This is a genomic window from Paraburkholderia sp. MM5482-R2 (assembly GCF_050436125.1).
Classification (GTDB): domain Bacteria; phylum Pseudomonadota; class Gammaproteobacteria; order Burkholderiales; family Burkholderiaceae; genus Paraburkholderia; species Paraburkholderia tuberum.
In genome coordinates this window covers 1855849-1878539 of the sequence record NZ_JBNDLP010000002.1, presented here as the reverse complement: position 1 = coordinate 1878539, position 22691 = coordinate 1855849, and the positions used below count along the sequence as shown (strand labels likewise).

The window sequence follows — 22691 nt, the reverse complement described above, 5'->3', positions numbered from 1 at the left end:
TTCAGTGCTCCGGGATATACAGGATTTCCACGCGACGGTTGCGCGTGCGGTTCGCCGGCAGATCGGCCGGCGTCGCGATCGGCTGCGACGAGCCAGCGCCGCTCGCTTCGAGACGATGCGGATCGTCGAGCCCCTGCGCGAGAATCTGCTGCGTGTTCTGCGCGCGCGCCGTCGACAGCGCGAAGTTGTCCTTGAAGGTCAGCGAACGCACGGGCTGGTCGTCGGTGTGGCCGACGACGATCACCCTGCCCTTCACCTGATTCAGCGCCGACGTGATCCGGTGCAGGAGCGACACCACGTCGGGCGCGATGTCGGCGCCGCCCGACGGGAACAGTTCGGCGGCGGCGAGACGCACCGTGTCGCGGCCATCGGGTTGTTCGTCGACGCTCAACTGGCCGGCCTGTTCCTGTGGCGCGAGCAGTTGCTTGAGCGTCACGCGCGCGGCCGTGGGCGCGGGCGTCGCGACGGTTTGCGGCGGCGGCGTGTTCTCGAGACCGATCGCGGCAAGCTGTGCGCCGACTGGCGCAGCGAGCGCGTTGAGCTTCGTGAAAAACACCAGAAATGCACCCAGCAGCACGACGGCCGCAGCCGACGCGGCGACCCACATCGGCACATGCCGCATCACCGGATTGCGGCGGTCTTCGACGCCGCGCCAATGCGGCGCCAGTTCCGCGGCGGGCGCTTCGCGCAGCCCGCGAATGCGTCGATAGAGATCATCCTGAATGTCGGCCAGGCGCGCGAGGCCGCCTGGTTCCACGAGATAGCGTCCGCCGAAGCCCAGCGCGAGACAGATGTACATCAGCTCGATCAGATCGAGATGGCGCGAGAAGTCGACGCTCAGGCGATCGAGAATCTGGAAGAACTTCGCGCCGCCGTAGGCCTCGCCGTGGAATGTCACGAGCAGCGTCTTTTGCGCCCAGCCGCTCAGGTCGCCCCACGGCGCGTTGTTCACCGACTCGTCGAGCATCGTGCATAGCACGTAGCGCGCTGCCACGATGGTTTGCGTGTCGATGCCCGCGCCCTGTGCATAGCGCTCGAAGCTGCGCACCTGTGCGACCGCCTGTTCGCGCAGACGGCCGACGTCGGTGGGCGGCGCAACGCTGTGCCGCAATTGCACCGTCAGCAGCAGCAGCGGATTGGCCGCACGGACGAGCGGATTGGCGACACCGCTCAGGAAGTCGCCCAGCTCGGCGCGCAGCGGCGGCGGGCCAGGCGGCTGCGACGGCCGGTTTGCCGGCATCACGCGCGAAGTGGGCGATGCCGGCCGCACGATGCGCGTGAGCTCGCCGGCGTCGGTGTTGGGATCGGCGTTGGGATCGCCGTTGACGGCGCGCTGCGGGCGCACCATCGTCGCATCGCCGCGCCGGGTTGCGTCGGCGGAACGGTCGTTGGTGGTATTCATGCGCGTACCGCCCACAGTTGCAGGTCGAGACCGGCGAAGCCGCTACCGAAGTGCATCGCGATGCCGCCGGACGTCTTCAACATGCGCCACATCGGCGAGTTTCTGTCGCACTCGAAATAGAGGAAGCCCGACATGTAGGGCAACTGGCGCGGCGCGACCGCCATCGGCGATACGCCGATGCCCGGCAGTTGCAGGTTCACCAGATCGCGGATCTTTTCGACAGGACCGATCTTCGATTGAGTCGGCAGTTGCCGGCGCATGTCTTCGGACTTCAGGTCGGCCTTCGCGGCGAGCACGAAGCTCGCCGTATCGAGCAGCGTGAGATCGGGCACCATGCCGACCCACACGCCATACTTGCGCTGCTGCAGCGGAATCGCGACAGCACTCTGTTCGAGCACCGCGCTCAACGCGATGCGCAGCGCCGCGATCACCGGCTCGAAGCTTTCGCGCAGCAGTTCGTGCCGATACGGCGGAAAAGCCTGCGCGCGCTTGCCCGGCGTCGTGAATGTAGCCAGCTCGCCGGCCAGTTCGAGCAGCAGCCGGTAAAGCGCTTCGGGGTGCAGCAGCGGCGCCTCGGCAAGATGCGCGACGAGCGGCTGATAGCGGTTGATCACCTGCAGCAGCAGAAAGTCCGCGATTTCCGCGGCACCGCCGCGATCGGTCTCGCTCACACGTCCTGCGAGCGCCTCGCCGCGCTGATGCAGCAGACCGAGCAGCTCGGACAGGAACGTGACAAGCCGCCCGGCCGCTTCGGTGCTCTGCGCGGTCGGCATGAAGCCATCGTCGAGGATCACCCGCCGATCGGCGCGGCATTCGACGACCCGTGCCAACGGAATCCGCATCAGGCCTTCCATCGGCTGCAATTCGGGTAAAAGACGTGTGCTCATGCCCGCGACTTCGAGCGCGGTGACGCCTTCCATGCTGCCCGACGCATCGCGCACTTCGGTTTCGCGCACGCGATAGCGGAACAGTTGATCGCTGCCGGCGCCGGGCCATGCGCTGTCCGGCTGCGTGGGCGAACGCAGCGGCAAGGTCAGATGGACGATCTGGTTGCGCCAGTTCGCATCGATATCGAGCGGCGGCGGCAGTGGATCATCGCCGGGCATTGCGAACGGCGTGCCGTCGGGAAACACGCCGCGTGCGCGCTTGATGCCGAGCTTGCCGATTGCGAGCAGGTCGCTTTCCAGTTCGAGTTCGTGAAAGCCCCATGCGTGCGGACGCAGATTGCCCGCGCGCAGCTCCACGTATCGCTCGAAATAGCGTTCCTGCTGCTGCATGTGCTGCGGCCTGAGGAACAGGCCTTCGCTCCATACCACCTTGTTGCTCTGGGTCATGTCGGTGAACCGGATAGGGGTTGTCACACGTCGCGCGACGAGTGCGGGTCGCGACGGCCTCGGGCCTCGCCGCACCGCGTTACGCCGGCGGGTCGCGTTGGCTGGTTACGTTGGCTCGTTGCGCCGCCTTTTCAGGCGTCCGAGCTGTTCTTCGTAGGCGCGCGCGAATTCATCGCCGAAAAGCCGCCTGAAGCATTCATCGGGATTGCTCGTGACTTCTTCGAACTGTTCCTTGTAGCGCTCCCAGTGACGCGGCCGGCCACCGAGCGGCAAACGGCGCACGCTCCCTTCGGCTTCCCGTTCGATCCTCGCCGGATCGAAATGCGCGAGCAGCGACTGGAACGCGGAACGCACGCCAGCAAGCATCGCCATCTGGTGATTGCGGATGTCGTCGGCGGCATCGTTCAGCGCGGCGTTGCCGCGGAGGAAGCCGCCATCGGGCGGCGCGAGCAGCCTCATGACGGCTTCCTGCGCGGTCGGCGCGAACTTCAACGGGTTGTTTTCGGAACGCTGGATCAACGTCGCGGGCAGCCGGAAGCTGTTCTTCAGTTCGGCGCGCGCGCGTAGCACGTCCATCATCGCGTCGACGGCAAGGTGGAACATTTCCATCAATTCGGGAGCGTCTTCGCCGGCGGGCGACGGGGCGGCAGAGGCGAGCGGAGCGGTCGGAACCGCAGGCACTGCCGGCGATGCTACTGCCGCAGCGATCACGACGGGTGTTGTGTCCGGCGACGCGTGCGAATGCATCGGCGTTTCCGACTGCGTTTGATTTTGCGGCGGCACCTGCGTCGGCGTCGATGCGTGCGTTGGCGCAACCGCGAATGGTCCGGTCAGATCTCCCGACCAGCGTTGCTGTCGCGGCGACGGTGCGGGCACAAGCGCCGGGATCCCGCCAGTCGTCATGGACACATCTTCAGAAGTTTCGAACCGCCCCTGCCCGGAACGCGCGGCGACCAGGCTCGCGCTCGCGTCCCAGTCTTCCGGGAGCACGGGCCCGCTAAGCCGTGCCGCCTCGGCCTGCGGCGGCCGGAAGCGGTCGGCCGCCGCAGGCGTGTGGTTCCAACCGGGCGCGGACGATACGCGAGGCAGCGGTTCGTCGGCGTAGGACGACGGCACATCGAACAACGCGAGTGGATCGAGGCTCGCGCCCGGCGCCGATCCATCGGCGACGCCTGGAATCAGGCCTTCGGCCTCGCCCGCATGCTCCTGCGCCGGGGTGGCGCGCCGTGGCGCGAGCAGCAGGCTCAGGTCCAGCGGACCCCTGTTTTGCGCAGGCGCAGGCGCCGGTGCGCAGGCAGGGGCCGGCGCGGCAGCAACGAAAGACGCGGTGCGCCCCGGATCGACCGAGCCGGCCCGCGGGTTCGGTTCGGTCGCACCGTTGCCGCTCAAGCGCACGCTGACATCGAATGTGTCGATCTGCAAGCGGTCGCCTTGCTTCAGGGCGGCCGGATCGCCTTTTCGCAGTGGCGCGCCGTTCAGCGACATGCCGTTCGTGCTGCGGTCCTCGATGAAATACATGCCGTTCAGGTAGCGCACCAGCGCGTGCAGACGCGACACGCCTTCCGTGCCCAGCACCCAGTCGCACTCGTCGGAACGGCCGATGCTCCCATCGCGGCAGTCGAACACCTGCTCGCGGCTTGCGTCGAAGCCGCCAGTCCCCTCGCCTTCTATCGAGAGAATCAGCCTCTGCGCGGCGCTCATTGCATACCTCCATCGATACCTTCAGGAACACTCAGCAGGCCCAGCGCATCGCGCACGAACGCGGCACGGCGTGCATCGAACCGCGCAGGAACCAGCGCGGCCATGTAGCTCACCGCGGCCGTCGCCGCGATCGCCGTCAGATGCTCCGGCGGCGGCGTCGGCCGCTCGTGCTGCGGATTCAGGTTGCCGCCCGACCAACCTGCGGCGGCAGCCGTCCATGCGCCGATCGTCCGGTAGCGATGCGTCTTCGCGAACGCGAGCGCCGCGGCGCGTTGCGCTTCCATGGGATCGCGCACCCACGCTTCCGCGAGTTCGAGACCTGCGCGGTCGTGTTCGTCGAGCGACTGACGGCGGCAGCACTGGCACGCCCACGCCACCGCATAACGGCGCGGCAGAAGACGACCAAGCAGGCTCAACGCATCGGCTGAATGTCCGGCGTCGAGCAATGTCTGCACCGCCGAACGCGCCGCCATCGACGGCCGCAGGCACGCTTGCGCGCGCGTGGAAAGCCGCATCTGGCGCGCTGCTTCGAAAATCGACGGCGTGCTCATAAGATCATCGGAGCCGCGCCGCCCAGTACCGCCGTCGCGGTCCCGATCAACTGCAGGTTGGTGGACTGCACGAGGCAATCGGCCTCGGACAGGATTTCCATCGCCGCGATCGAACTCATGTTCAGATTCGCTTTCGAGTTGATCTCCATCGCAAGGCCCGATGCCATCGTCACGTTCATCTCTGCGTTAAGCGAGATGCTGGTGCCTTGAATCGCGATCTCGCCGGTGCTGTTCATCGTGATGCTGGCAAGTCCGGTGACCAGCCTGATCTGGTTGCCCGCCGTCAGCGTGTAGTTGCGCGCGACCTGTACATCGTGGTCGTGCTCCGACTCTTCGCGCAGATCCTTTTGCGCGTGAATCAGCACCTGCTCGCTGCCTATCCGGTCTTCGAAGCGGATCTCGTTGTAGTCGTCACTACCGCCACCTTCGTGGCTGCGGCTTTTCACACCGCTTTGGGTCTTGTTGTCCGGCAGGTTGTACGGCGGCATGTTGTCGGCGTTGTAGACACTGCCGATGATCAGCGGCCGGTCCGGATTGCCGTCGAGAAAGCTAACCACCACTTCCTGTCCGACGCGCGGGATGAACTGCGCGCCCCAGCGCTTGCCGGCCCACATCTGTGCGACGCGCACCGGGCACGAGTTCCGCGCGTTCGGTTTGCCCTGACGATTCCAGAAGAACGTGACCTGCACGCGGCCGTATTTGTCGACGGCGATGTCTTCGGGCGTATCGCCGTACACCACCGCCGTCTGCAGGCCAGCGATCACCGGACGCGGCGTCGTCGGCATCGTGCGAAACAGCTGGCGGCTGCGGATCGCCTTGAAGCCGCACTTGAACGGCGCCTCGCCATCGTCTCCACCGCCGCCCGCCGAGTAGTCCGGCTCGACGAGGCGCGTCACCGCGTCGATCACGAGGTATTCGTGATTCGCGTCGGCAAGCGGAAAGTCCTTGAGCCTGAACAGCGCACCCGTGGCGAGACCACAGGCGTCGGTGTGGCCGGCGCTCATCGCGAGCGGCACATTCAACGCATCCGCGCGCACCTGCGCGTAGCGCTGGCCGTCGGACAGACGCTCGTCGTAGCCAACGTAGTCGTACCCATAGTCGTAAATGTCGAGGCCGCTCACGTTGTGCGCGTCCTCCAAGTCGGTCAGCTCTTCGGTGGCAAGCAGCGATGCTTTCGGCTTCAGATAGTCGTAGTCGTCGAGCTGCACCTTCGTCGCGTTGACCGCGCGAGAGGTCTCCCAGTCGCTGATCGACGCCTTCATGCGCTTGCCCCGCCCGATCGGCGGCGCATAGGGAATCTGCTCGAAGCCAGCCACGCTCGAGTGTGCGCCGAGCGCATCGGCGAGCACCATCGTGTGCGTGCTCTGCGTATGCGTGAAGAAGTAGTAGATGCCTTCCTGCTCCATCAGCCGGCTGACGAAGTCGAAGTCGCTTTCGCGGTACTGCACGCAATAGTCGCGCGGCGGATAGCTACCGCTGAGGCTCACCTTCAGATCGCTATAGCCGATGTCGCCAAGTACCGACTTGACGATCTGCGGCACACTCATGCTTCGATAGATGCGGCAGTCGCGTCTGCGCGTCGCTAACCACGGTTTCGGCACGAGCGTGAACGTGTAGACCGCATAGCGCACGTTGTCGATGTTGACGAAGCCGCCTTGCTCGCCTTCGCGGACAATCGCGTTGAAGTAACGCGTATAGCCTTGCGGCGTGACAAGCTTCACCGTCATCGGCGTGCCCAGCAGCGAACGCAGATCGACTTCCGCGTTCTTGCTGATCGCTTCGAGCCGATATGAAAACAGCCGACCGAGCGACTCGGTCGCGGTCATGTTTGCGAACAGGAGACTGCTGCCGAGACTGGAAGTGAGTGTGATTGCGTGGGCCATGACGTGATCTGCGAACCTTCTTTACGTTGCGGGTAAGTCGTACTGGACGGAAAGCCGCAGCGCGGTGATCGAACCGGTATCGGCGCCGCTATTGCGAACCGGACGCCTCCAGGTTGACGGTTTTTGCCTGCTGGCATCGCTCCATCTCCCGGCGCGATTAGTACGCCCTTTGGCAAACAGAACACCCGGCCCACGCGATCTATTCCTTCGCCATGGCGCAAATGAATTTGATATAGGTCGTCCTGCGTGTTATGGATCAACCCGATATTGACGTGATCCCGGATTCGTTCGAAGAACTCATACGCCAAGCCAATCGTGAAAGTAACCGTCCCTGACCTTGTGCATGGGGAAGTACCAGTTATCTCGCATGAATAGATTGTTCTGCAGTTTCTGACCCGCGGTCTGAGAGCGGACTTGCTCCTCGAACATTTTGTCCCGGACCTTTTTGAAGCCTGAACTCTGCGCTGCTGCCGTTGGTCCCGTCATTCTGATCGTGCTCGTCCGGACGTCATTCATATATTCTGTTCGCAGATCACTGCTGGTCTTGATCGATCTGAAGTTGCTGTGTATGAGCGATTTGTAGGACTTCAAGCCGCCGCTGCCAGCGTGACTCGCAATGATCGAGTTGCTGATCGATGGCGTCTGGTCGCCTCTGACGTACTGTTCCCACCAGTTTGGATTCACCCAGTCGCTCTCGCTTATTCCGTGATACCAGGCGGGATGCACGGCGGAGAATCGCGGGTAAGACTGGTGGCAGATGATTTCCCCCAAGGGACTGACGCAGCTGACGTCGGTATCGACATAGAGACCGCCATGCTGAAGAAGAATCTCGATTCGCAGAATATCGCTGGCCGAACCGAAGTTGGCTCCGCGATTGACCAATTCGCGTCGGTAAATCGTCGAGTTCTTACCCATCTTCAAATCATGCTGCACCTCGCGCAGCTTGAGCCTGTTCTGCTCGCAGAAGTTTATGATCGAGTTGACCTGCCGGCCCCGCATTCCACGCAAATCCTCGCCGCGCATGTTCAGATACTGATTCAGATATCTCATCGTTGCCGAATCGCCCCCGTCCTGACCCAAACGTTGAGCCACCTCATCCCATTGGTTCGGAGTAGTGCTGGCATTGTGTTGTACGCTGATCTGGCGGCGACGTTCGCCTGTCAGTAACTGATTGGCGTCAATCCAGAGATTCACCTCCCAATCGGGGTTCAACCTTGGAAACGTTATGATGCAATCGCGGTTTCGTTGCGGGATATCGCCGCCAATCCAGATAATATGAATTATCTTTGGAATAGCTTTCACGTTTTGAACTCCTCGTAAAGGTCAATTTCTTTCGACCGCCTCAGCGCGTGGCGCCCCGGCCACACTAATCAGGAATGCTGGGAATCGCGGCGATGAGCGGCGCACACTCGTCGAAGCGATACGCAAAATCGCCGTCCTCGACGCTCACGCCAACCCGCTCGATCGCGACGCCGTCGATCATGCGTGCGAGAAACTCGCGGCTGATCGCAGGCAACATCGTGTTGGTCAGAATCGCATCGATCATCCGGCCACCCGATTCGCTCTCCGTGCAGCGACTCACGACCAGTTGCGCCACGGCGTCGTCATAGTCGAGCGGCACGCGATAGCGACCCTCGATACGCCGCTTGATGCGATCCAGTTGCAGTCTCACGATCTTCGCGAGCATCGCGCCACTGAGCGGGAAGTAAGGAATCGGCACGAGCCGGCCTAGCAGCGCGGGGGGAAACACCTCGAGCAACGGTTCGCGCAGCGCTTTGGCGAGGCCCTGCGCATCCGGCATCAGCTCCGGGTCCTGGCACAGGCCGGCGATCAGATCCGTGCCGACGTTCGTGGTCAGCAGGATCAAGGTGTTCCTGAAATTGATCGAGCGGCCTTCACCGTCATCCATCACGCCCTTGTCGAACACCTGAAAGAAGATTTCGTGGACATCGGGATGCGCTTTCTCCACTTCGTCGAGCAGCACCACCGAATACGGCTTACGCCGCACGGCCTCGGTCAGCACTCCGCCTTCGCCATAACCGACATAGCCTGGCGGCGCGCCCTTCAGCGTCGAAACCGTGTGCGCTTCCTGAAACTCGCTCATGTTGATCGTGATCAGGTTGTGCTCGCCACCGTACAGCGCCTCGGCGAGCGCCAGCGCGGTCTCGGTCTTGCCGACGCCCGACGTGCCGGCGAGCATGAACACGCCGATCGGACGGTTGGGGTTGTCGAGACCGGCGCGCGATGTCTGGATGCGCCTGGCGATCATCTCCATCGCGTGGTCCTGACCGACGACGCGCTCGCACATCAGGTCGGCGAGATTCATCACGGTCCGCAGTTCGCTACGGACCATGCGCCCGACCGGAATGCCGGTCCAGTCAGCGACGACCGACGCGACCGCCTGGTAGTCGACATTCGCCAGGATCAGCGGGTTTTCGCCCTGCCGCTCGGCGAGCTGCGCCTGCAGTCGTTTCAACTCGGCAAGCACCTCTGCCCTCGTGTCATCGTCGAGCGCCGGCGGCGCGAACGAGTTGGTCGATGCGTCGGACTTCGCATCGCCGTGCGCAGTCGGTTCCCGCGCACTGCCGGCGCTCTCGCCCGGCGCGGCCTCGCCTCCTAGCCGCGCGCGCAACGCCAGAATCTGCTGGACCAGCGATTTTTCGTTGTCCCACGCGGCTTCGAACTGCTGCAAACGCAGCCGTTCCGCTTCGAGCGTCGCTGCAGCCAGCGACTCGCGATCCTCCACCTCCATGCCGACGCTTTTCTCGCGCGCGATGATCGTCTGCTCGGTCTGCAGCGCCTCGATCCGCTTGAGCGTGTCGTCGATTTTCGCCGGCACCGCGTGCTGGCTGATCGCGACACGCGCGCACGCGGTATCGAGCAGGCTCACGGCCTTGTCCGGCAACTGACGCGCGGGAATATAGCGATGCGACAACTTGACGGCTGCTTCGAGCGCTTCGTCGAGAATCTGCACACGATGATGCTGCTCCATCACGCTCGCGGTACCGCGCATCATCAGGATGGTCTTCTCTTCGCTCGGTTCGTCCACCTGCACGGGCTGGAAACGTCGCGTCAGCGCCGGATCCTTCTCGATGTGCTTGCGGTATTCGGCCCAGGTGGTCGCGCCGATCGTGCGCAGATTGCCGCGCGCGAGCGCGGGCTTGAGCAGGTTCGCCGCGTCGCCGGTGCCCGCCGTACCGCCCGCGCCCACCAGCGTATGCGCTTCGTCGATGAACAGGACGATCGGCTTGCGCGAAGACTGCACTTCGTCGATCACCTGACGCAGGCGGTTTTCGAACTCGCCCTTCATGCTCGCGCCGGCCTGCAACAGGCCGATATCGAGCGCACGTACCTGCACGTTGCGCAATGGCGGCGGCACGTCGGCACGCGCAATGCGCAGTGCGAACCCCTCCACCACAGCCGTCTTGCCGACACCCGCTTCGCCGACCAGCATGGGGTTGTTCTGGCGCCGGCGCATCAGTACGTCGACCAATTGGCGAATCTCGGCGTCGCGGCCGACCACCGGGTCGATCTTGCCGTCGCGCGCCTGCGCGGTCAGATCGACCGTGAACTGCTGCAACGCCTGTTGCCTGCCCATCTGCGCGGGCGCCATCGCACCGCTGCTCTCGCCCGGCGCAACCGCGCCGGACGCAACCGCGCCGGCACGAAACCCGTCGGTGGCAAGCTGGCCGTCTTCCGGCGAGCCTTCGACGATGCCGGCGAAGTCGTCGGCCAACGTCTCGGCGCGTAGCTTGTCGAATTCCCCCGAGACATCGAGCAATGCGTGGCGCAAGTGTCGCGTACGCAACAGGCCGACGATCAGATAGCCGGTGCGCACCTGGGCTTCGCCGAACAGCAGCGTAGCGAATACCCAGCCGCGCTCGACCGCTTCTTCCACCTCGGCCGACAGATCGGAGATGCTCGTACTGCCGCGCGGCAAACGTTCGAGTGCGACCGTGACGTCGCGTGCAAGGTGCGACGGATCCAGGCCGAAATGCCTGACGATGCGATGCAGATCCGAATCCTGCAGTTGCAGGATCTGATGAATCCAGTGCGCCAGTTCGACGTACGGGTTGCCGCGTAGCCTGCAGAACACGGTAGCGCTTTCGATACCCCGATAGGCCAGCGCGTTGAGCTTGCCGAACAAGGCGCCACGACTTATTTCAGCCATGATTCCAATCCTGTATGACCAGAGGCGGCCGCAAAGCAGTCGCCAGTTCAGTTGAAAGATGCCCGGACATGCGTACGCCGGACTTCACTCGGCCGGGCTCAACACGACCTGGTCGGCATCGTTGTGCTGCGGATAGCGGCCCATCCACGTGTTGAAGCCCATGCGGGCCGCCTGACCCAGATGCGTCAGCGGCACTTGTTCTTTCTTCAGCACGAGCTGCACGTCCCAGCCCTTCTCTTCGCCCACATACAACTTGACCGCCGCCACCAGTTGCGGGAGCGTGTCGCCGCCCGGCAAAAAACGGTTGAACTCGTTGCGGGTCAGCGGCCCGACGCGCAGCCGGAAGCGCTGCTGCGCGCCGCGCACATGCGTGCCGAGCAAAGCGTCGCGGCCCATCGAGGCCATGCTCTTGCCGATATGCAAACGCGCGTCCCGAGGCAATTGCATCCACCCGGCGACGAACTCGAGCACGCGCACCGGCACACCGAAGAAGTGCTCGAGAAAACGCCTGAGTCCTTCGGCATTGCGCGCTTGCGGCACCAGACGCCCGGCGAAAAAGCGCTTGTACTGATCGGGCAGCGCGTCGCGTCCGTCGAGGTGCGGCGTGGCGATGCCGATCAGCGCGCCGACATAGGTGCGAAACCGATCCTGTTCCGGACGGTCCAGCTGCACGGTGGGCTGCGCATCGGCCCACGCGCGATAGAAGAGGCTCAGCATCCGGTGATGAAACACGTCGGCAAACGCGACGAACGTCGGGTCTTTCGCGTTCCGCTCCCGATCGACGGCGTATTCGGTGAGGTGCAACGGCAGCGGCCCGTTCGGTCCGAACAAACCGAGAAACAGCCCAACCAGCCGCGCCGGCCGGCCGGCCTTTCCCGCCTCGAAACGCGCGATGCTGCGCGACGGAAATTCCAGTGCCGCGGCATGGGCGAGACGCACAGGATCTTCGGCCGGCCTGGTCGAATGACCGAACCGCGGCCGTTCCGGATACCCGCATTCGAGACGGCGCATTGCCTCGAAGAACTCGAAATCTTCCGGGCTCGCGCGCAACGCGGCTTCGAGCACTACAGGATCGGGCGCTTGCCGGGATTCGCGGGCCATCGGGCCACCTCGTTTCGTTCGAGCGTGCGCAACACCGTCTCGGCGAACGAATTCAGCGAGACATAGCGCGCAAAGAAATGTTGCAATACCGACGCGAGCAGAAATGCGCCGCTGCCTTCAAAAGCGGCATCGTCGCAGCTCAGCGTAATCTCGAGCCCGCGGCCATACGTGATCGGCCCGGGCACCGGCACGCGACGCGTGATGGGCTTCGCCGCGACATGCTTGATGCCTTCGATCTGCCGTCGCGTCGCGGCGTCGAACTCGTCGTGATACAGGCCGAGCATTTCGCGCAGCGCCGCCGCGCCCGTTTCGCCTTCCTCGTCGAGCAGTGACAGATAGTTCAACTGCAGGTGGCTGATGAGCCGCCACGCGGATTCGCCGGTCGCGGTCGGCGCGCGTGGCCGGGTCGGTCCAGCCACGCAGCGGATCGACGCCACGGGCGCGTCGGTATCGAGCGTGAAATCGGTGTACGACTTGCCCACCGGCATATGCAGCGGCAAATCGCGATTCGTGCACAGCAGCCGCAGTCCTAACTGGCGCAGCGTGGTCGCATAGGGCGCGTCGTTGGCGTCCACGAGTGCGATAAACGTTTCGCTGCCGACGTAGCTCGAGCGTGCGCCGCGTTGCTTCTGGCGGCTCGAGATCAGTCGCGGCTCGCGGCGCAGCGTGTAGAAGGCCGCCTGCCCGCCGTGCCATGTGCGAGCGGTGCTGTCGTAGAACGGCAGGAAGCTTTGCTCCGGCTCCTGGCGATCGCCGTAGCCCTGCACTTCCAGCACGCTGTGCACTTCGAAATCCATCGGCCGGGTGTGGTCGCCGAGCACGTGGTACTCGGTGTCGCCCTGCTGCAGATGAATACGGTCCGCGCGGCGCTCGAACAGATTGATTGCCGGCGCGCAGAACAGGCGGAAGTTGCCTGCATCGATCGCGTTGTGCAGGCGCGTCACGCTGCGCTCGAGCCACACCACGATCTCGAACTCGTTGCCCCGCGAACGGGCGAGCAGCGGGCGCAGCTCCGTGAACTCGGCAAACAGGAAACGCTCCGGACACGCGAAATACTCCTGCAACAGCCGGTAACCGCTGAACGAACGGCCACCGTAGGGCAGTATCGCGTCCTCTTCGTCGAAGCCTTTGGCGCGCAGCGCCGACGCGTCATGCTGTGTCTCGATGATTTGCCCATCCGGCGCGGTTGCGCGCACCGTATAGCCGATGCGGTTGGCCATCAGCTGCTCGTAGAGCCATCGCGGCAGATCGTCGGCGCCGGCGAGATAAACCGGCAGGCTGTCGAGCGCGAGCGTGTTCGCCGGCACGCCGCAAAGCGTTGCGAACTTCAGGCGCAAACCCGCGCGGACCTGCCCGGCTTTCGACGGCGGCGGCACGAGGTCAGCGGCGGCAAGCGCCGCGGGTGTGTCCAGGTATCTCGCCTCGGTGATCGCGAGCGGCCACAGCGTCACGTCGTGCGCGGTGCGGTATTCGCACGCCGTGCGCTCGCCGAAGCCGGTGAGACCGCGCAACACCGTGTGCCGCGCGACCGGGTGTCCGGTGGCAGGAAGGTCTTCGGCTTGATCCGGATACAACTGCACGACCGCCATCGACGGAATCGGCGTCAGGTAATGCGGGTAGATCATCTCCAGAAGATGCTGCGTGAATACCGGATACTGCGCATCAAGCTTCATTTGCACGCGCGCCGCCAGAAACGCGAAGCCTTCGAGCAACCGTTCGACGTACGGGTCGGCGCAATCGAGACCTTCCATCCCGAGACGGCCGGCAATCTTCGGATACTCGCTCGCAAACTCCGCTCCCATCTCGCGGACGTGTTGCAGCTCACGGTTGTAGTAGCGCAAGTGTCGTGGGTCCATGACGATCAGCCGAAGCGTTGCGACACGTGAAACTCGCCGGTCTCGAGATCGACGTCGGTGCGAAGATAGAGAGAAAGCGGCATCGGGTTCGCCCACATGTCGGCTTCGATCAGGAAACGCAGCGAACGGCTGCCCATGCGCGCCTCGTCGACCTCGACGCTCACCTGAACAGTGCTGGCGATCAGACGTGGTTCGAAGTCGAGCAGCGCCGAACGGATCCGGTTCTGCAACAGCTCGGCATCGATACCCGACAACGCCGCACCCGCAAGATCGGGGATACCGAAATTCAGTACGGAATTACCCACCTGCGCGAATCCGGTCAGCTCGTCGCTGCTCCAGTGCCGCGTGCAGTTGAGCAGCCACGCGATATCGCGTGTCACGTATTCGCGCAAACGCGCGGCCGTAATGACACGCTGCTCCCGGCTCTCCTCGCGCTGCGCAGGATCGAAATCGGTGAGACGATCGAGCAGCGACGGCTGCAGACGCTCCTGGGGCATCAGTTCTGCCATGACGTGCGCCCCCTCAAGCTGTTTCGAACGTGATCGAGCGCACGTCGAGCAAAGGATATTCGTCGACGTCGGTGATCAGCATGCGCTGACCAACGCCGATGAAACAGCCGTCGCCCAGATCGGTCCACGCCGTACGCTTGGCCAGCGCGAGCGCGACGTCTTCACCTCGCTCGCTGCCGCAATAGCGGCAAGGCACGAAGCCGATCGCCTCATCACCGCTCTTCCAGGTGATTCGCACCGGCGCCCAGATCTTGTCGCGCAGATCAGTGGGCGCATCGAAAGACAGCGCAGCGACGCGCGAGAACGGCACCCACGCATAGCTGTCCTTCAGGATCACTTCGAGGCACGGCCCGAAACGCGGGTCTGCGTCGGCGATCCATTTGAACGGCACGCCGTCGATGCTGCCGCGCACCGTTTCCGCTTCGTCGAAGGCTCGCGCGCGCAATGCGAGCGCTTCGGCGATCCGTCCGCCGCACAGTTGTTGCAGCGACTGCAACAGCAAGCGCTCCCATTCCGACCGCTCGCCGACCGTCGCCGGGTTACGCAGGGCGGCCAGCACGGCTTCGCGTTCGCGTTCGCCGACCAGTGCCGCGCGGTAGGCGGCGACCATCAACGCGTTTTGTCGTTCCAGTTCGCCCGCCACGGTCAACTGGGTTCCGGCACGCTCCCAGTCACCCCGCAACGCAAGCAACTGAAACAGAAACACGCGCAGCGTCGCGTCCGCCGGCGAGTTTTTCACTTTCGCGGCCAACGCTTGCAACGCGTCGTTCAAGTGACCGTCCGCGAGCAGCTTTTCAGGTTTGACATCGACTGAAGAAAGTGTCACTGGATGTGCTCCATTCAATCAAAGAAAGCGGACGAAAAGACCGGTATCGCCGCCTGCTTACTGCTTGGTGACCTGCTGGATATCGAATGTGAAATCCTTGGTGCCGCCGTTTGCCTTGCCTTCATCGTCCTGCGGCTGGAACGAGTACTTGAACTTCCCGAAATGCAACGTGATGTTCTCGGTGAGTCGTTCGTCGCCACCGCTGCCGCCCGTGGATACCGACGTGACCAGCACCCCTTCGCTCAGCTCGATGGTCAGGAAGTCGGTCTGCTGACCCGTTGCGTTGGTGACGTACAGATAGGCGTTGTCGACGCGCGCGCCCGTGCAGCAAGCGTTTAGCAACGCGTTCGAGCAACTGTCGATGTACTTCGTGACGGTGATGTCCTGAATGTTGGCCTTGCCGCCCGATGCATAGCCCGCACCCGTGTGCAGATTGCCGGTATTGCTGGCGCCCCACGACCACGCGATGATCGGAACCTGGTTCTTGTGCTTCGAGTGATTGGAAGCGCCCTGGATCGTGACCGCTCCGGAGCCGAATTTCAGGTGCATGTCGAATGCCATAGTGACCTCTATTTGTGAGCCAAAGAGTGCGCTCGCCGTAGCGACGAACGATCAGGACCGGAACGCTGCCGCTCCGGACGATTACCTGCAAGGTGAGATGCAGCAGAAGCCTCAGGCCGCCTGCGCGGAAGGCAGTCGCGATACGAGCCGCAGCGATACGGTGAGTCCTTCGAGCTGGTAGTGCGGCTTCAGGAAGAACTTCGACGTGTAGTAGCCGGGATTGCCTTCGACATCCTCGACGACGACTTGCGCGGCAGCGAGCGGCTTGCGGGCCTTGGTTTCCTCGCTGGAATTCACCGGATCGCCATCGACATAATTCATGACCCAGTTCGACAGCCAGCTCTCCATCTGCTCGCGCGTGCTGAATGAGCCGATCTTGTCGCGCACGATGCATTTGAGGTAGTGCGCGAAACGGCAGCACGCGAACATGTATGGCAAACGTGCCGACAGATTCGAATTCGCCGTGGCGGCCGGATCGTCGTACTCTTCCGGCTTCGCGACCGATTGCGCGCCGATGAATGCCGCGATGTCCGAATTCTTGCGATGCACGAGCGGCATCAACCCCATCTTGTCGAGTTCGGCCGAGCGCCGATCGGTGATCGCGATCTCGGTCGGGCACTTCATGTCGACGCCACCGTCGTCGCTCGGGAAGGTATGCACCGGCAGACTGTCGACCGCTCCTCCCGACTCGACGCCGCGAATCCGCGTGCACCATCCGTAGTACTTGAACGAACGGTTGATGTTCACCGCCATCGCATACGCAGCGTTCTGCCATGTGTACTTCGATGAATCCGCGCCTTCGGTGTCTTCTTCGAAGTCGAACCCGTCGACTGGGTCGGTCTTCGCGCCGTACGGCAGGCGTGCAAGCGTGCGCGGCATCGTCAGCGCGAGATAGCGCGCGTCGTCCATTTCGCGAAGCGAACGCCAGCCCGCGTAGTCCGGCGTCGTGAAGATCATCGACAGATCGCGCGGATTGGCCAGCTCGTTCCAGCCTTCCATGCCGAGCAACGTCGAATCCGCCGCCGAGATGAACGGCGCATGCGCGGCGGCGGCGACCTGCGAAATGCCGCGTAGCAGTTCGACGTCCTGGGGACCGTGATCGAAATAGTAATCGCCGATGAGGCAGCCATACGGTTCGCCGCCCAGTTGACCATATTCTTCTTCATAGATGCGCTTGAACACAGGGCTCTGGTCCCATGCAACGCCCTTGAAGCGCTTGAGATTTTTTGCGAGTTCCTTCTTCGATATGTTCAGCACCCGGATCTTCAGCATCGGATCCGTTTCGGTGTTGGTAACGAGATGGTGCAGCCCTCGCCACGCGCCTTCCAGCTTCTGAAAGTCCGCGTGGTGCATGATCTGGTTCAACTGCTCGCTGAGCTTGCGGTCGATCTCGGCGACATACGCGTTGATGGTTTGCGTCACGTCATCCGAAACGATGTGCGAATCCTGCAGCACCTGCGCAGCGAGCGTACGCACGGCCGATTCGACTTCCTGCTTCGCGCGCTCGTTCTTCGGCTTGAACTCCCTGTTGAGCAGCGCGGCGAAATCATCGGCGCCGCTCAATGAGTCCTCGACGCCTTGCTCGATCTGATTCTGGCTTTCCATGATCGCGCTCACTCCTGTGCGGGTTCGGTGTCGGCGGCTTTCGGCGCCGCGCCCAGGGATTGCAGCAAGGCGGGATCCTTGATCGCCTGCGCGATCAGCTTCTCCGCGCCCGACTTGCCATCGAGATAAGTGCCGAGGTTGGCGAGCTGCGTGCGCGCCTCGAGCAGCTTCGCGAGCGAGTCGACCTTGCGCGCCACTTCGGCGGGCGAAAAATCGTCCATGCCTTCGAAGGTGATATCGACCGCCAGATTGCCTTCGCCCGTCAGCGTGTTGGGCACGCTGAAGTTCACCCGCGGCTTCATCGACTGCATGCGGCTGTCGAAGTTATCGACGTCCACTTCCACCGCCTTGCGCGCTTCGAGCGGCGGAAGATCGCCGGCATTGGCGCCTGACAGATCCGACATCACACCCATCACGAACGGGATCTGCACTTTTTTCTGCGCGCCGTACAGCTCCACGTCGTACTCGATCTGTACGCGTGGCGCGCGATTGCGCGCGATGAATTTCTGACTGCTCTGTCTCGTTGCCATGCGCTGATTTCCTCTGGTATCCGTAGGGTTTCGTGAATCCGGCGATGCGTCTTACGAGCCTGCACTCGACTTGCAGCGTTGCAGACGCGTCGTCCATGCACCCAGAACAGCGCAGCATCGCGATCTATTCCACGTCTGTCGAAGCTGTTGCGTTCATGTTCCAAATCACACTCGCCGCCGTCTGCGCAAATCAGAACAGCCCAGCCGGGCAGATATTCCGTTCCGTCGTGGGCTGCATCTTTTCGTGCGTGCGTCACGCGGAGACCAGGTCACTATCTGGGACACACGGAGGCGAGTTTGTGATCATCGAAACCCTGGAATAAACGCGCGAGCCGGCTGTTTTATTGATACTCGCGCGATATAACGCGCCGCATTCACTGCGCTTCGTCAAATGAAACGCTCAACCCAACTCATCTGGATGATCTTCGGACTTTTCAAGCGGTCTGTACCGTTCGCCTTGCTGCTGCTTGCACCCTATGCCAATGCGGCGTGGACGCTCGTGCAGGCCGATGCGCCCGTCACCGTCATTCATGAGACGGGGCGTTATCAGGCAGATGTCGGGCAGCGCTTTGCGCTTGACGATATGGTCGAAACGCCGACGAGCGCAGGCGTGCAGATCCAGGACGACGCGGGCAATAGCGTCGCGCTGGGTCATGGCACTCGCGTGATGCTGATGCGCGACGCGCATATCGCGTTGCTCGGCGGCTGGCTGAAGGTGCTGCACGCGTGCGACGCAAACACGGCGAATTGCGCCGCCCCTGTGATCGAAACCGCGCGCACGCGATTCACGCCCGCGGACAATGCCGTGCTGGTCATCGCGGCAACGGCAACGAATTATCGGAGTGGCAATGAGCGGAACGCCAACGTCCAGGACACCGACGCAGTGTTCTGTGAGAGCGGCGCGGCCAGCATTCTCGGCATCGGCACTTCGCACGGCAATGTTGCGCCGCTCAAGCTCGATGCGCCTCGCTTCGCCACGCATCCCGCCGCGAGCGACACGATTGCCGTGACAGCAGGCCCTGATCCCGCTTTCGTCGCCGCGATGCCCGTTACATTCCGCGACGCGTTGCGTGTGCTGCCGATGCCGGCCCATCCACGCAACGAGCCGCCGGGCAGCATCCGACCGGTCGCTTACGACGACGTATCGGACTGGCTCGACAGCGAACTCGCGGCGCGCAGGGATCCATCGACGCGCTTCACTTCGCGCTTTCGGGCGCGCCTGACCGATCCCGCGTTTCGCCGCGCAGTCGTGCAGCGCATTCGCGATTTGCCGGACTGGCGTGCGCTGGTCTTTCCGCCGCCAGCGCGTGCCGTGATACGGAGCCCCGCAATCCAGACCGGTTCCGTCTACGGTTCCGTCTACGGTTCCGCTTACCGTTCCGCTTACCGTTCCGCTTACCCATCCGCTCCGGTTCGCCCATGAAGCTGTCACTCGCCATCAAGTTCAATCTCGTGTTCATCGCGATCTTCGCGATCGGACTGACCGCCATCGGATTCGTCGCGGATCGTGTGTTGCAACAGCAGGCGCTCGACGAAACCCGTCACGATGCGGACGTGCTTCTGAACGCCGCCAGCGCGATGCAGAACTACACGGCGCAACACATCACGCCGCTGCTCGCGACGCAGATCAAATATTCGTTCGTGCCCGAGTCGGTGCCGGCGTACTCGGCGATCGAAATGCTGAACTCGTTGCAGAGCGCGTTTCCGAACTTCTCGTACAAGTCGGCGATGCTCAATCCGACCAACCCGCGCGACCGGCCAAGCGACTGGGAAAGCGAAGTGATCGCTCATCTGCACGACCATCCGGAATTGAAACAGGCCACCGGACAGCGTCATACGCCGGGCGGCGAGCAGTTGCTGTTTCTCGCCCATCCGAGCCGCATTACCGACGCCGCGTGCATGCAATGTCACAGCACGCCGTCCGGGGCGCCGCGCACGATGATCGACAAGTACGGGCCGGCCAATGGTTTCGGCTGGACCATGAACGCCGTGATCGGCGCAGAGTTCGTGTCGGTGCCGATGTCGGAGTCGATCGCGCGCGGCCGTGCGGTATGGCGCAGCCTGATGGTCTCACTGACCGCTGTATTCGCGGTGGTGCTCGTCGTGCTGAACGCGATGGTGCACTTCCTCGTCACGCGGCGTTTGCAGATGTTGTCGCGCGCCGCGGACGAAGTGAGTCTTGGCAAACTCGGCGACGTCGAACTGCCGGCCGGCGGCAGCGATGAAATAGCGTCGCTCGCCGTGTCGTTCGGACGGATGCGCACGAGCCTCGTCGCAGCGTTCGAAATGATCGAAGAGCGCCACGAGTAAGCGTGCCGCACACATCGTGGACGACTCCATGACTTCCCAAACCGGCGCGACTGAGCGACAGATCGGCCGCTATCGGATCGAACGGGTGCTCGGTCGCGGCGCGATGGGCACGGTCTATCTCGCGACCGATCCGCATATCCAGCGCGAGGTAGCACTGAAAACGATTCGCACCCCGTCACTGAACGACGGACAAGGCACGGCGGAGCCATCCGGTGCGGAGCTGACCGCACGCTTTCTCAACGAAGCGCGCGCTGCCGGCCGTCTCGTGCATCCGCACATCGTCGGCGTGTTCGACTATGGCGAGGCGCAAGGCGTCGCGTTCATCGCGCTTGAATACGTACGCGGCGAGAACCTCGCGCAACGGCTCGCGCAGCACGCCCGCGATGGCAGCATGATGCCGTTGCTCGATGCGCTCACGTGGTTCGCGCAACTGCTCGACGCACTCGCTTATGCGCACGAACTCGGCGTGATCCATCGCGACATCAAACCCGCGAACCTGCTGATCGCGCCGCGCGGCGAATGCAAGGTGACCGACTTCGGCATCGCACAGCTCGATACAGGACGCCTGACGCAGGCCGGCATGATGATCGGCACGCCAAGCTACATGTCGCCGGAGCAGTATGCAGGCGCGGAGATCGACGCACGCAGCGACCTGTTTTCCGCCGGCGTCGTTCTGTACGAGATGCTGAGCGGGCAATGCCCGTTTAGCGGCGCGCCAGCCGCCGTGATGCATCAGGTGATGAACGAGACGCCGCCGCCCCCATCGACGCATGTCACAAGCCTGCCCGCCGAACTCGATGGCATGGTGCTGAAGGCGCTCGCCAAACGGCCAGACGACCGCTATGCGTCCGCGCAAAGCTGGCGCAACGCCTTGTTTACGCTGCACGACTCATTCATGGCGCGGCTCGATCCCGACCATACCGTCGTGCGCGCGCAGCCGTTCCGTCAGACGCTTGCGCCACCGGCGGGGGCTGCCAGACCAGACTGGCCACCCGAGTTTCTGGCCCAGTTGGAGCAACGGCTCGCCAGCCACGTCGGCCCCATTGCCTCGCTGCTCGTGCGGCGCGCCGCGTCGCATGCGACCGACTCGCAAACACTGGCGGCTCAGCTTGCGCGCCATTTGTCCAACGACGCCGCTCGTCGTGAGTTCGATACGCTGCTCAAGCAGCACGTGATCGCTTCGGGCGATGACTCGAAGCGCGGTACGCTGCCCATCGAATCGACATCCGCGGCGTGCGTGCCGCTCGATGCCGAGCACGTCGAGGCCGCCGCGCGGCGGCTCGCATCGCACGTCGGACCGTTCGCACACGTGATCGCCGAGCGGGCCGCGCGTGGCGCGGACGCAGCGACCTTCCGTGCGCGACTGGCCGACGCGCTGCCGGCGTCGGTGGATCGCGAGGCTTTTTTGCGTGCCTTCGACGACCCGCCACCCTGAATCTCCCGGCTCGCGCCGCCGATCGATCGTCAGGCGGCCGCGATCAGGCGATCGATCCGTAACCGCAGCGCTACGGGCAATGCGGGCAAGCTTTGCCGGCCAACGATCTCAGTGTATGGAAACTTCGATGCCATCAGCCATATCACGCGATTCGCAATATCGACGGACTCGTGCATCGCTCGCTCTATGTCGGCCACGCGCGCGTGAGCCAACGTACGATCGACATAAGCAAGCAGGTCGGCGTCGTCGATCGTCATCGCCCGACTTCGACCCGAGGCGGAGCCGAACGTGCGGCCGGTCCCGCGCCGCCGTCGAAGCGCGCGCCAATGCTTTGCCGCGCGCGCGACAGGCGGCTCATGATCGTGCCGATCGGAACATCGAGCACCTGCGCGGCTTCGGCGTAACTCAATCCTTCGAACGCGACGAGCAGCATCACCACGCGCTGAGCCTCGGGCAAGCGCCCGACGGCGGCGATGATCTCACGGCTCAGCAGCACATCTTCCGGAGAACGCGCGGCAGGATCGGAGACGGCTAGCAATGCGTCATCCCACTCGACACTCGCCCGGCCTCGTACGCTGCGTGCCCGCAATTCGTTGAGCCACGTGGAATGGATGATCGAGAACATCCAGCTGAGCGGCGCCGTGCCGGGCTGCAGTTGATGCGCCCGTTCGAGTCCGCGTACGCACGAACGTTGCAGCAGGTCTTCGGCGTCGTGCTGATTGCCGGACAGGCGCAACGAGAAAGCCCACAATCTGGGCAGCATTGCGGGTAAAAGGTCCGGCAAACTCTCAACGACAGTGGTGGACATGGTTGAGTGGCCAATTTCGAGTAGAGCCCTTGAACGACGGCTCGACGTGCCGCTTGAGGGTCACGTCGAACCAGGCCCTAACATCGATCACATCAGGAACAAGGCCAG

19 protein-coding genes are annotated in these 22691 nt (G+C 63.6%); 3 read left to right on the top strand and 16 right to left on the bottom strand.

Features of this window, described 5'->3' with window-relative positions:
- Position 1 precedes the first annotated feature (1 nt).
- The 14 genes from icmH to tssB all read right to left on the bottom strand — a co-directional run bounded on the left by icmH (position 2) and on the right by tssB (position 18030).
- Positions 2 to 1402, bottom strand: a complete 1401-nt coding sequence (icmH, locus tag OKW37_RS11500) for a type IVB secretion system protein IcmH/DotU (RefSeq protein ID WP_429357097.1) — start codon at positions 1400 to 1402, stop codon at positions 2 to 4.
- Positions 1399 to 2736 carry a type VI secretion system baseplate subunit TssK gene (tssK, locus tag OKW37_RS11495; protein WP_429406420.1) on the bottom strand — a complete coding sequence of 446 codons (1338 nt, stop codon included), beginning with the start codon at positions 2734 to 2736 and terminating at the stop codon, positions 1399 to 1401. Before tssK ends, icmH begins: the two co-directional genes overlap by 4 nt.
- A 105-nt stretch (positions 2737 to 2841) precedes the next feature.
- A complete protein-coding gene (gene tagH, locus OKW37_RS11490; protein ID WP_429406422.1) occupies positions 2842 to 4437 on the bottom strand; it encodes a type VI secretion system-associated FHA domain protein TagH in 1596 nt (531 codons plus the stop codon).
- Entirely contained in the window at positions 4434 to 4988 is a 555-nt protein-coding gene (locus tag OKW37_RS11485; protein ID WP_429406424.1) for a DUF6931 family protein, read from the bottom strand. Before OKW37_RS11485 ends, tagH begins: the two co-directional genes overlap by 4 nt.
- Positions 4985 to 6871, bottom strand: coding sequence for a type VI secretion system tip protein TssI/VgrG (gene tssI / locus OKW37_RS11480; protein WP_429406426.1), 1887 nt, complete (start codon positions 6869 to 6871; stop codon positions 4985 to 4987). Before tssI ends, OKW37_RS11485 begins: the two co-directional genes overlap by 4 nt.
- Before the next feature lie 297 nt (positions 6872 to 7168).
- Positions 7169 to 8173 (bottom strand): TcdA/TcdB catalytic glycosyltransferase domain-containing protein, encoded by a 1005-nt coding sequence (locus OKW37_RS11475; protein ID WP_429406428.1) that lies wholly within the window; start codon positions 8171 to 8173, stop codon positions 7169 to 7171.
- 64 nt (positions 8174 to 8237) lie between these two features.
- Complete coding sequence (gene tssH / locus OKW37_RS11470; RefSeq protein WP_429406430.1) at positions 8238 to 11042, bottom strand: type VI secretion system ATPase TssH; 2805 nt, start codon at positions 11040 to 11042, stop codon at positions 8238 to 8240.
- 84 nt (positions 11043 to 11126) lie between these two features.
- Positions 11127 to 12143, bottom strand: a complete 1017-nt coding sequence (gene tssG / locus OKW37_RS11465; protein WP_429406432.1) for a type VI secretion system baseplate subunit TssG — start codon at positions 12141 to 12143, stop codon at positions 11127 to 11129.
- Positions 12107 to 13999, bottom strand: coding sequence for a type VI secretion system baseplate subunit TssF (gene tssF / locus OKW37_RS11460; RefSeq protein ID WP_429406434.1), 1893 nt, complete (start codon positions 13997 to 13999; stop codon positions 12107 to 12109). The genes tssG and tssF overlap by 37 nt, the downstream gene beginning before the upstream one ends.
- A gap of 5 nt (positions 14000 to 14004) precedes the next feature.
- Complete coding sequence (tssE, locus tag OKW37_RS11455; protein ID WP_090804253.1) at positions 14005 to 14508, bottom strand: type VI secretion system baseplate subunit TssE; 504 nt, start codon at positions 14506 to 14508, stop codon at positions 14005 to 14007.
- 13 nt (positions 14509 to 14521) lie between these two features.
- On the bottom strand, positions 14522 to 15334 hold the full coding sequence (locus OKW37_RS11450; RefSeq protein WP_090804251.1) for a type VI secretion system accessory protein TagJ: 813 nt from the start codon (positions 15332 to 15334) through the stop codon (positions 14522 to 14524).
- A gap of 57 nt (positions 15335 to 15391) precedes the next feature.
- On the bottom strand, positions 15392 to 15895 hold the full coding sequence (locus OKW37_RS11445) for an Hcp family type VI secretion system effector (protein WP_090804249.1): 504 nt from the start codon (positions 15893 to 15895) through the stop codon (positions 15392 to 15394).
- A gap of 111 nt (positions 15896 to 16006) precedes the next feature.
- Positions 16007 to 17500, bottom strand: coding sequence for a type VI secretion system contractile sheath large subunit (gene tssC, locus OKW37_RS11440; RefSeq protein WP_187610345.1), 1494 nt, complete (start codon positions 17498 to 17500; stop codon positions 16007 to 16009).
- 8 nt (positions 17501 to 17508) lie between these two features.
- Positions 17509 to 18030 (bottom strand): type VI secretion system contractile sheath small subunit, encoded by a 522-nt coding sequence (gene tssB, locus OKW37_RS11435; RefSeq protein ID WP_184064122.1) that lies wholly within the window; start codon positions 18028 to 18030, stop codon positions 17509 to 17511.
- 391 nt (positions 18031 to 18421) lie between these two features.
- Here tssB and OKW37_RS11430 point away from each other — a divergent pair, with 391 nt between their 5' ends.
- From OKW37_RS11430 to OKW37_RS11420, 3 genes are read left to right on the top strand one after another with little or no spacing between them, the layout of a single operon-like run.
- Positions 18422 to 19453: a hypothetical protein gene (locus OKW37_RS11430; RefSeq protein WP_429406437.1), complete on the top strand. Its 1032-nt coding sequence runs from the start codon at positions 18422 to 18424 to the stop codon at positions 19451 to 19453.
- Entirely contained in the window at positions 19450 to 20340 is an 891-nt protein-coding gene (locus OKW37_RS11425; protein ID WP_429406439.1) for a c-type heme family protein, read from the top strand. The genes OKW37_RS11430 and OKW37_RS11425 overlap by 4 nt, the downstream gene beginning before the upstream one ends.
- Before the next feature lie 28 nt (positions 20341 to 20368).
- Positions 20369 to 21775, top strand: coding sequence for a serine/threonine-protein kinase (locus tag OKW37_RS11420; RefSeq protein ID WP_429406441.1), 1407 nt, complete (start codon positions 20369 to 20371; stop codon positions 21773 to 21775).
- A gap of 29 nt (positions 21776 to 21804) precedes the next feature.
- On the opposite strand, the gene OKW37_RS11415 is transcribed toward OKW37_RS11420, so the two are convergent.
- Complete coding sequence (locus OKW37_RS11415) at positions 21805 to 22032, bottom strand: hypothetical protein (RefSeq protein WP_090804235.1); 228 nt, start codon at positions 22030 to 22032, stop codon at positions 21805 to 21807.
- Positions 22029 to 22583: an RNA polymerase sigma factor gene (locus OKW37_RS11410; RefSeq protein WP_429406443.1), complete on the bottom strand. Its 555-nt coding sequence runs from the start codon at positions 22581 to 22583 to the stop codon at positions 22029 to 22031. Before OKW37_RS11410 ends, OKW37_RS11415 begins: the two co-directional genes overlap by 4 nt.
- Positions 22584 to 22691: the final 108 nt, after the last annotated feature.